Source organism: Janthinobacterium sp. BHSEK, assembly GCF_056174685.1.
In genome coordinates this window covers 62,650-71,776 of record NZ_JBWBYV010000062.1, presented here as the reverse complement: position 1 = coordinate 71,776, position 9,127 = coordinate 62,650, and the positions used below count along the sequence as shown (strand labels likewise).

The following is a 9,127-nucleotide window of genomic DNA, read 5'->3' as shown; positions in this document are numbered from 1 at the left end:
GCGCTTCCAGCGGCTTGAAGTTGATTTTATACGCCATCTTCGGGCTTTGCGCGATCCAGTAGCCCAGGTAGATGTAGGGCAGTCCCAGTTCCTGCGCCTGGGCGATCTGCCACAGCACGTTGTAGGTGCCGTACGAGGCGCCCGGCACGTCGGGATCGAAGAATGTGTAGACGGATGACAGGCCGTCGGCCAGCACGTCGATGATGCTGACCATGCGCAGCGTGCCTTCGGCATCGCGGAACTCCACCAGGCGCGTGTTGACCCGGCTTTGCAGCAAAAATTGCGCGTACTGGTCGCGGCTGTCCTGGTCCATGCCGCCGCCCGCGTGGCGCGTGCTCTGGTAGCGCAGATACAGTTCGTAGTGCTCGTCGAGGAAGGACAGGGTGGCCACGCCCGCCTGCAGGTCGGCGTGCCGGCTCCAGGCGCGGCGCTGGTTGCGGTTCGGCGTGAACTCGCCGGCCACCACGCGCACGGGGATGCAGGCCTGGCAGCCGTCGCAATACGGGCGGTAGGTGAAAATGCCGCTGCGGCGAAAGCCGTTGCGCACCAGTTCCGAATACACGTCGCTGTTGATCAGGTGCGAAGGCGTGGCCACCTGCGAGCGGGCCTGGCGATCGTCCAGGTAGCTGCACGGATACGGTGCCGTCGTGTAGAACTGCAGGGTGGCAAACGGTAGTTCGTTCAGGTGCGTCATGCTGATCCTGTCTGGTCTGTCCGCAGCAATCGAAATGTGCCTGGCGGTGTGCCTGGAGATATCATAGCTTTTTTACGCCGGCGGCGCAGCATGCCAATCGGTGATTTGCGCTGCTTCAATGGCGATCCTTACATGGGCCAGGAAGCGCGCGCGCGAAATGGGCGCCGCGCCCAGCGAGGCCAGGTGTTTCGTTTCTTGCTGACAGTCAATCATGGCCACGCCGCGCGCCCGCAAAAAGCGCACGAGGTGCGCCAGCGCGATCTTCGAGCCATCCGAAACGCGGGCGAACATCGATTCGCCGTAGAACATGCGCCCGATCGACACGCCATACGCGCCGCCCACCAGTTCGCCGTCCAGCCACAGCTCCGACGAGTGCGCATAGCCCAGCTTGTGCAAGCCCGTGTAGCCGGCGATGATGTCGTCGGAAATCCAGGTGCCCGGACCATCCTTGCGCGGCGCCGCGCAGGCGCGCATGACGGCGTCGAAATCGCCGTCGAAGCGCAGCTGCCAGCGTCCGTCCGTGGCGGCGCTGCGCTCGACCTTGCGGATCGCCTTGGCCAGGCTGTCGGACACCTTGAAGTCCGCCGTCATCAGCACCATGCGCGGATCGGTGCTCCACCAGAGTATGGGCTGGCCCTCGGAAAACCAGGGGAAGATGCCGCGCTTGTAGGCGTCGAGCAGGCGCGCGGGCGACAGGTCGGCGCCGGCCGCCAGCAGGCCGGGCGCTTCGTCGGTGAGGGCGCGCGAGACGTCGGGGAACGGGGTGTGGATGTCGAGCCAGGGAATCATGCGGCGTCAAAAATGGCAGGTGATGGGGGCTTACTCGGCATCCGTGCGCGCCATCGGGCGCGTGATGTCGCCCGTATGCACACCGTAGCTGCCGCCTTCGCGGATTTTCACGCGGTCGGCAAAGAACAGTTCCAGGGTGGCGCGGATGGTGGGGAAGGCCAGGTCATCCCAGGGTATCTGCGCTTCCGTAAACAGCCGCACGTCCAGGCTTTCGATGCCGGGCGCGAAATCGAGGTCGCGCAGGCGGGCCAGGTAGAACAGGTGCACCTGGTGCACGCGCTGCACGTTGAGCAGCGAAAACAGGGGACCCAGCTCGATATTCGCGCCCGCTTCCTCCACCGTTTCGCGCTCGGCCGCGTCGGACGTCGTTTCGTCGTTTTCCATGAAGCCGGCCGGCAGGGTCCAGTAGCCGAGGCGCGGCTCGATGGCCCGCTTGCACAGCAAGACCTGCAACTGGCCATCCTCTTCCCAGACGGGAATCGAGCCGACCACCATTTTCGGGTTCTGGTAATGGATGGCGTCGCAGTTGGCGCACACATAGCGGGGACGGTTGTCGCCTTCCGGAATGGACAGGCTGACAGGATGGGCGCATTCGGAGCAGAATTTCATGGGCAGGCTTAGGAAAATGGATGTCTAGTGTAACGCTTACTGTACACCGATTGCGCGCTGTGTGGCGTGACGGGCGGACACAATGCCAATCGGCAATTGGCCGGACTTTGAAATTAAATGGCTCTATTGCAGGCGAAGTTGAGATAGCTATTGCCTAAGCCGCCCGTTTGCCCTTATAATTCGAGTGCGGGGTGGAGCAGTCTGGCAGCTCGTCGGGCTCATAACCCGAAGGTCACAGGTTCAAATCCTGTCCCCGCAACCAATACCGGAAAGCCGCTGACTCTTGCAAAAGAGCAGCGGCTTTTTTCATTGCTGGCCAACGGCACACTCCGGCAGACGGGACAGGCATGACATTGTCAAATCATGCCCTTTACGTCGCGCAACAATCTGGTATATAATTCGCCTGCGGGGTGGAGCAGTCTGGCAGCTCGTCGGGCTCATAACCCGAAGGTCACAGGTTCAAATCCTGTCCCCGCAACCAATTCGAAGCCGCTGGTTCCTCGCAAGAGGGCCAGCGGTTTTTTCTTTCTACGGCGCGATGTCGTCTGCCAGCTGGCGCGCATACACGACCAGCCGCAAGTGGCGGTCCGCATCGATGGTCAGCGAGGTGTGCTCGTACGCGGCCTGCTCGCCATCGATTGTCAGACGGCGCACGCCGGCACACGGCGCATGCACGTCATGGCGGCGCCACCATAGCTTGAACTCGGGCGAGACCTTTTCCAGCTCTTCCACCAGCGCGTGGATGTCCGCTTCCTGCGTGGCGCGCGCATAGTCGCGGCGAAAGCTCGACAGCATCAGCGGCGCCTGCTCTTCCCAGCCGGCGAAGCGCGAGCGCAGCAGCGGATCGGTAAACAACAGCCACAGCAGATTGCGGCGCGCTGGCACATGCGCGCCGAAGCCGAACAGGGCGTCCGCGCCCGCATTGAACGCCAGCACGTCCCAGCGCAGGTTGAGCACATACGCCGGATGCGCCAGCTCGTGCATCAGGCGGCGCACGGGCGGCGGCACCACGCAAAACGTCTTGCCTTCCTCGGCGGGCGGGCGCGCATGCGCCAGCAGGAACAGGTGGCGCCGTTCCGCCGCATCGAGTTTCAGCACTTCGGCCAGCTTGTCGAGAAAGGCGCTGGAGACGCCGATGTCGCGCCCTTGCTCCAGCCAGGTGTACCAGGTCAGCCCCACGCCGGCCAGCGCCGCGACTTCTTCGCGGCGCAAGCCCGGTGTCCTGCGCCGCCCGCCGCCGGGCAAACCCACGTCCTCGGGCGACAGCCGCGCGCGGCGCGCCTGCAGGTAGGCGGCCAGTTCGTGGCGGGTGCGTTGCAAGGTGCGCATGGTGGGGGTTTTCCGGTGAGGCTGTTGCTATCAGTAATAGCATAAACAGTTAAATTGTAATTGTTTATATTGTATTCCAGAATGCCTGCTTTCTTCCCGAAGGCTTGCCCATGTCTGACTATTCTTCCTCCCGTGCCGCAGCGCCTGCCGCCGCCGCGCTGCCCGCTACCGTCTACCTGATCGCCGTGGGCGCGTTCGCGCTGGGCATGGCGTCGTATGTGACGGCGGGCCTGATGCCGATGATCGCCGGCGCGTTTTCCGTTTCCCTGGCGATGGCCGCGCAGCTGGTGACGGCATTTACCCTGGCCTATGGTCTCGGCTCGCCCCTGGCCGTGGCCTTGCTGCCGGCGCGCGCGCAACGCGCCGGCCTGTTGCTCGCCCTGGGCGTGTTCGTGCTGGCGAACGGGGCCAGCGCGCTGGCACCCGGATTTGCCAGTCTGCTGGCGTGGCGGGCCATGGCCGGCATCGGGGCGGGCGTCTACCTGGCGCTGGGCATCGCGGCGGCGGCGGGGGTGTCGGCGCCGCGGCAGCGCGGCAAGGCCATCGGCGTGATCATGGGCGGCATGGCGGGCGGCACGGTGCTGGGCGTGCCATTGAGCTTGCTGCTGGCGCAGCAGCTGGGCTGGACGGCGGCCCTGTGGCTGGTCGCCATGCTCGGTGCGCTGGCGCTGGCGGGCTTGCTGTGGAAGCTGCCCGCGCTGCCGGTGGCGCCGGCCATGTCGCTGCGCCGCAAGCTGGCCTTGCTGGCCGATCGTCAGGTGCTGGCCATCCTGCTGGTGTCGCTGCTGGCGGCCATCGCCAGCCTGGGCATGTACACGTTTATTGCGCCGCTGCTGGCGTGGTCCGCGCACGGCGCCGCGATATCCGCCACGCCCTTCCTGTGGGCGTGGGGCGTGGGCGGCATCGCGGGGAGCGTGCTGGTCGGGCCATGGGCGGACAAGGTGGCGGCGCCGAAACTGACTTGGCTCATCCTGCTGTTGCTGGCGCTGGCCTTGTGCGCGCTGCCGCTGGCGGCCGGCTGGTCGGCGTGGCTGATGCTGGCACCCATCGTGCTGTGGGGCGCGGCCGGCTGGGCCCTGCAAGTGCCGCAGAACCAGCGGCTGCTGGCCGTGCGCGCGCGGCAGGGCGACGGCAACCTGGCCATCGCCCTCAACGAATCGGCGCTGTACCTGGGCAGCGCCATCGGCGCCGCCGCAGGCGGGGTACTGCTCCTGCTGGACTGGCCCATGTGGCTGCTGGCGGCCGGCGCAGGCCTGGTCGCCGCCGCCGCGCTGCTGCTGCAATTGCCCGCCGCGCGGCGGACTTAAGCCTTTTTCGCCAGCTGCATGCCCACGGGCAGGGCGCGGATGCGCTTGCCCGTGGCGGCGAAGATGGCGTTGCACAGGGCGGGCGCGATGGGCGGCGTGGCCGGCTCGCCCACGCCGCCCAGCTCCATGTCCAGCGTGCCCGGCACCAGGTGCGTGTGGATCACGTGTGGCGCGTCGGCGGCGCGCAGCACGCTATAGTCGTGGAAATTGCTTTGCTCGACCCGGCCATTCTTAAAGCTGATCTCGCCGCTCATGGCCAGCGACAGGCCCATGATGCAGGCGCCCTCGATCTGCGAACGGACCCGGTCCGGGTTGATCTGCGGGCCGCAATCCATGGCGATATCGACCCTGGGTACGATGACTTCGCCGGCCGCGTTGATCTCCACTTCGATCACGGCCGCCACATAGGTGACGAAACTGTAGGACACGGCCAGGCCCAGCCCCCGTCCCTTGGGCAGCTTGCGGCCCCAGCCCGCCTTGGCCGTAGCCAGCTCGATCACGTGGCGCATGCGGCCTATGTCGACCGGATACTTCGCCGGGTCTTCGCCATAGTTCCAGCCGTCGGACAGGTCGGCCGGGTTGATCTTGCGCGCGGGACCCAGCAATGCCAGCAGGTAGTCGCGGTGGTCCTTCTTCGCCGCATGGGCCAGTTCGGCCGTGAACGACTGGATGGCGAACGCGTGCGGGATGTTCGACACGGAGCGGAACCAGCCGATGCGCGTGTGGGCCGGCACCTCGGGCACTTCGACACGGATGTTCGCAATGGCGAACGGCACGTTGATGGCCGACATGCCCAGCTCGAACGGCGCCTGCTTGTTCGCGCCGGCGGCAAAGGTCGAGGTGATGGTGGGCGCGGCCGTGCGGTGCAGCCAGGCCGTCGGCATGCCATTCGCGTCCAGCGACGCTTCCAGCCGTTCGACGGACACCGTGTGCAGGTAGTCGTGCTGCAGGTCGTCGTCGCGCGTCCACGTCAGCTTGACGGGCGCGCCATCCATGGCTTGCGACAGCAGCGCCGCCTCGACGGCGAAATCGGGTTTCGATTTGCGCCCGAAGCCGCCGCCCAGCAAGGTCACGTGCACGGTCACGTCGTCATATGCCAGGCCCAGGGCCTTGGCCACGTTGCTGCGCGTCGCCTGCGGCGCCTGCACGCAGGCCCACACTTCGGCCTTGCCGCCGGCGATGCGCACGGTGGCGGCGGGCGGCTCCATGGTGGCGTGGGCCAGGTGCGGCAGATAGTATTCGGCACTGAGCTTGCGCGCGGCGGGAGCGGCGGCCAGGGTGGCTACCGTCCTGCCCTGGTCGCGCGCCGGACTGGCCGGCTGGCGCACGGCCGCTTCCAGGGTCTTGCGGAAGGTTTTCGAATCGTAGCCGCCGTTCGGGCCATCGTCCCATTCCAGCACCAGCGCTTCGCGGCCCTTGATGGCGGCCCAGGTATTTGTCGCGATGACGGCCACGCCGCCCAGCGGATTGAACATGGCCGGCGGCGGACTGCCCGCCAGTTCGACGATGCGCAGCACGCCCGGCACTTTCAGGGCCGCCGTCTTGTCCACGCTTTTCAGCTTGCCGCCGAAGACGGGCGGACGGGCGATGACGGCATACGCCATCCCGTCGAGGCGCGTGTCGATGCCGAAGTGGGTATTGCCCGTGACGATGTCGTGCAGGTCGATGCCGCGCGTGCTGCTTTGGCCTATATAACGCAGCTCGCCCGCCGTTTTCAGGCTGATGCGCGCGCGCGGCGGCACCGGCAGTTTGGCGGCTTCCTCGGCCAGAGCGCCGAACGATAGCGAGCGTCCGCTGGCCGCATGCACGACCGTGTGGTCGACGGCTTTGACTTGCGTGACGGGCACGTCCCAGCGCACGGCGGCTGCCGTTTCCAGCATCAGGCGCGCCGTGGCGCCCACGTGGCGCATGGCGCGGAACGAGTGGCGCATGCTGCGCGAGCCGTCCGTATCCTGGCTGCCGTAGCGCGCTTCGTCGGCGGGCGCCTGCCGCACGCGCACCTGCGCCCAGTCGGCGCCCAGTTCGTCGGCCGCCACCATGGGCAGGCTGGTGCGGATACCCTGGCCCATTTCGGAGCGGTGTACAACAATGGTGACGATGCCGTCGGCGGCGACAGACAGGAAGACCAGGGCGTCGTCAACCACGCCGCCGGCCATCTTGTCGCCGCCGTATTTGACGGCGTCGGCCGCCATCACGAGGCCGGAAGGGCCGGCCATCAGGGTCAAGCCGGCCAGCGCGCCGGCGGCCTTGAGCCAGTTGCGCCGCGCGGGCGAATGTGCGGCGGCAGTGTCATGGCTGCTCATTTGGCCGCTCCTTTCGCGTGGATGCTGGCCGAGGCCTGCTTGATGGCCGCGTGGATGCGCGTATAGGTGCCGCAGCGGCAGATATTGCCGCTCATCGCTTCGCGGATTTGCCGGTCGTTCGGTCTTGGCGTCTTGTGCAGCAGGGCCGTGGCCGACATGATCTGGCCGGCCTGACAGTAGCCGCATTGGGGCACGCCGTGCTTCTGCCAGGCTTGCTGCAGCGCCAGGCCGACCTGGTCGTCGCCCACCGCTTCGATGGTGGTGATCTTCTTGCCGGCGGCGGCCGACACGGGCGTCACGCAGGAGCGGATCGCTTCACCATCGAGATGCACGGTGCAGGCGCCGCACAGGGCCATGCCGCAGCCGAATTTGGTGCCGGTCATGCCCAGTTCGTCGCGCAGGGCCCACAGCAGGGGCGTGTCTTCAGGCAGCGCAAGGTCGTGCTGCTTGCCATTGATGGTCAGGGTCGTCATGTGTATTCCTCGGAGTGGGGGGATGCGGGGAAGCGCGACGGCCATCCGGCATATGGATGAGCGCATCAGTATCGGATGGTAGCACCAGCCGCCCTGCGCTGCAGGGCGGGGGCCGGTGGCATACTGCGGCTTCTGATATCGGAGTTTTCCATGACATACATCGCAGTGGCGCAAGGCTTGCCCGACATTCTCGCTCCCGGCTTGCAGGTGGTTTTTTGCGGCCTCAATCCCGGCGTGGACGCGGCGGCGGCCGGCCACCATTTTCTCGGCCGCGGCAACCGTTTCTGGCCCGTGCTGCACCTGGCCGGCTTCACGCCGCACCTGGTGGCGCCGCAGGACGACGCCAGCGTGCTCGGTTTCGGGCTGGGCCTGACGGCGGCCGTCGGGCGCCCGACCAGCCGCGCGGACCAGGTGGGAACGGATGAATTCGCGCAGGCGGCGGCCGGCCTGCAGCACAAACTGGCATTGATGCAGCCGCAGTGGATCGCCTTCCTGGGCAAGGCCGCCTACGCGGCGATGACGGGAAAACGCCAGCTGGAATGGGGCGAACAGCCCGAGCGCTTCGGCGGCGCCCGCGTGTGGATACTGCCCAATCCCAGTGGCCTCAATCGCGGCTATTCGAAGGAGCGGCTGGTCGATGCCTACGCGGAGCTCAGGCGCGCGCTGGGCTGACGTCCAGTTCCACCGCGCGCAACAGCGGCGTGACGAAATCGAGGAAGGCGCGCAATTTCAACGGCAGCGGCGCCTGCCCCTTGTGCAGCAGGCTGACTGGCAAGGGCGCCGCTTCGAACGGTGCGAGCACGATGCGCAGCGCATCGTCGCGCAGGGCATCCATGACCTGGTACGACAGCACGCGGATCACGCCCGCGTCCAGGGTGGCGGCGGCGATGGCCGCATCCACCGTATTGACGGCCAGGCGCGAATGCACGGGCACGGACTGCGTAGCCTTGCCCGTGCCGAAGACCCAGGCGCGCCGCGATTCCAGCACTTCGAAGCTGATGCAGGCATGGGTTGCCAGGTCGCCCGGCACCGCCGGCGTGCCATGTGTGGCCAGGTAGCCGGGACTGGCGCACACGACCCGGCGCACCGTGCCGACCCGCGTCGCCATGAAGCTGCTGTCGGGCAGGTCGCCGATGCGCACGGCCACGTCGATCTGCTCGTCCATCAGGTGCAGCACGCGGTCGGTCAGCACGAGCTTGATCTCGATGTCCGGATAGTGGGCGAGGAACGCCGCCACCACGGGCACGATGTGCAGGCGTCCGAACACGACGGGCGCCGTGATCGTCAGCTCGCCCTTCGGCGCCGCATATTCGCCCGTCGCCATGCGCTCCGCTTCGTCGATCTCTTCGAGGATGCGGCGGCATGCGGCCACGTAGGCATGGCCGGCTTCCGTCAGCGACAACTGGCGCGTCGTGCGGTGCAGCAGGCGCGTGTTGAGGTGCGCTTCCAGCGCCGCCACCTTGCGGCTGACGTTAGCCAGCGGCATGCCGAGATGGCGCGCGGCGGCCGACAGGCTGCCCGCGTCCACCACCGCCAGCAGGATGCTCATGGATTCCAGCCTATCCATCGATTGTTTTCATGTGCGACCTATCAAATTTTGGAAGAATCATTCTCAATCTTATG

The 9,127-nt window shown here is 66.8% G+C and carries 9 protein-coding genes and 2 tRNA genes; 4 read left to right on the top strand and 7 right to left on the bottom strand.

Annotated elements, in window-relative coordinates:
- The 3 genes from AC0V2Y_RS21565 to AC0V2Y_RS21555 form a co-directional block, all read right to left on the bottom strand.
- On the bottom strand, positions 1–694 hold a 694-nt coding region (locus AC0V2Y_RS21565; protein WP_475418365.1), incomplete at its 3' end, for an arginyltransferase.
- A gap of 72 nt (positions 695–766) precedes the next feature.
- Positions 767–1,483: a leucyl/phenylalanyl-tRNA--protein transferase gene (aat, locus tag AC0V2Y_RS21560; RefSeq protein WP_475414604.1), complete on the bottom strand. Its 717-nt coding sequence runs from the start codon at positions 1,481–1,483 to the stop codon at positions 767–769.
- A 30-nt stretch (positions 1,484–1,513) separates the two neighbouring features.
- Entirely contained in the window at positions 1,514–2,092 is a 579-nt protein-coding gene (locus AC0V2Y_RS21555) for an NUDIX hydrolase (RefSeq protein ID WP_475414603.1), read from the bottom strand.
- A 185-nt stretch (positions 2,093–2,277) separates the two neighbouring features.
- Between AC0V2Y_RS21555 and AC0V2Y_RS21550 the strand changes: the two genes are divergently transcribed.
- Together AC0V2Y_RS21550 and AC0V2Y_RS21545 are read left to right on the top strand one after the other, a co-directional pair.
- Positions 2,278–2,354, top strand: a tRNA-Met gene (locus AC0V2Y_RS21550).
- A gap of 142 nt (positions 2,355–2,496) precedes the next feature.
- Positions 2,497–2,573: transfer RNA gene (locus AC0V2Y_RS21545), tRNA-Met, on the top strand.
- A gap of 47 nt (positions 2,574–2,620) precedes the next feature.
- On the opposite strand, the gene AC0V2Y_RS21540 is transcribed toward AC0V2Y_RS21545, so the two are convergent.
- Positions 2,621–3,421 carry a helix-turn-helix transcriptional regulator gene (locus AC0V2Y_RS21540; RefSeq protein ID WP_475414602.1) on the bottom strand — a complete coding sequence of 267 codons (801 nt, stop codon included), beginning with the start codon at positions 3,419–3,421 and terminating at the stop codon, positions 2,621–2,623.
- A gap of 110 nt (positions 3,422–3,531) precedes the next feature.
- Here AC0V2Y_RS21540 and AC0V2Y_RS21535 point away from each other — a divergent pair, with 110 nt between their 5' ends.
- Positions 3,532–4,728, top strand: coding sequence for an MFS transporter (locus AC0V2Y_RS21535; RefSeq protein ID WP_475414601.1), 1,197 nt, complete (start codon positions 3,532–3,534; stop codon positions 4,726–4,728).
- Here the strand turns inward: AC0V2Y_RS21535 and AC0V2Y_RS21530 are convergent.
- Entirely contained in the window at positions 4,725–7,031 is a 2,307-nt protein-coding gene (locus tag AC0V2Y_RS21530; RefSeq protein ID WP_475414600.1) for a xanthine dehydrogenase family protein molybdopterin-binding subunit, read from the bottom strand. The genes AC0V2Y_RS21535 and AC0V2Y_RS21530 overlap by 4 nt on opposite strands.
- Positions 7,028–7,504, bottom strand: coding sequence for a (2Fe-2S)-binding protein (locus AC0V2Y_RS21525; RefSeq protein WP_475414599.1), 477 nt, complete (start codon positions 7,502–7,504; stop codon positions 7,028–7,030). Before AC0V2Y_RS21525 ends, AC0V2Y_RS21530 begins: the two co-directional genes overlap by 4 nt.
- A gap of 150 nt (positions 7,505–7,654) precedes the next feature.
- Here AC0V2Y_RS21525 and mug point away from each other — a divergent pair, with 150 nt between their 5' ends.
- Positions 7,655–8,176: a G/U mismatch-specific DNA glycosylase gene (gene mug, locus AC0V2Y_RS21520; RefSeq protein ID WP_475414598.1), complete on the top strand. Its 522-nt coding sequence runs from the start codon at positions 7,655–7,657 to the stop codon at positions 8,174–8,176.
- On the opposite strand, the gene AC0V2Y_RS21515 is transcribed toward mug, so the two are convergent.
- On the bottom strand, positions 8,157–9,071 hold the full coding sequence (locus AC0V2Y_RS21515) for a LysR family transcriptional regulator (protein WP_475414597.1): 915 nt from the start codon (positions 9,069–9,071) through the stop codon (positions 8,157–8,159). The genes mug and AC0V2Y_RS21515 overlap by 20 nt on opposite strands.
- Between the last annotated feature and the right edge of the window lie 56 nt (positions 9,072–9,127).

Bases quoted from the DNA above. Each gene is read 5' to 3' on its own strand.
- aat (WP_475414604.1), bottom strand. From the start codon at position 1,483: ATGATTCCCTGGCTCGACATCCACACCCCGTTCCCCGACGTCTCGCGC.
- AC0V2Y_RS21555 (WP_475414603.1), bottom strand. From the start codon at position 2,092: ATGAAATTCTGCTCCGAATGCGCCCATCCTGTCAGCCTGTCCATTCCG.
- AC0V2Y_RS21540 (WP_475414602.1), bottom strand. From the start codon at position 3,421: ATGCGCACCTTGCAACGCACCCGCCACGAACTGGCCGCCTACCTGCAG.
- AC0V2Y_RS21535 (WP_475414601.1), top strand. From the start codon at position 3,532: ATGTCTGACTATTCTTCCTCCCGTGCCGCAGCGCCTGCCGCCGCCGCG.
- AC0V2Y_RS21530 (WP_475414600.1), bottom strand. From the start codon at position 7,031: ATGAGCAGCCATGACACTGCCGCCGCACATTCGCCCGCGCGGCGCAAC.
- AC0V2Y_RS21525 (WP_475414599.1), bottom strand. From the start codon at position 7,504: ATGACGACCCTGACCATCAATGGCAAGCAGCACGACCTTGCGCTGCCT.
- mug (WP_475414598.1), top strand. From the start codon at position 7,655: ATGACATACATCGCAGTGGCGCAAGGCTTGCCCGACATTCTCGCTCCC.
- AC0V2Y_RS21515 (WP_475414597.1), bottom strand. From the start codon at position 9,071: ATGGATAGGCTGGAATCCATGAGCATCCTGCTGGCGGTGGTGGACGCG.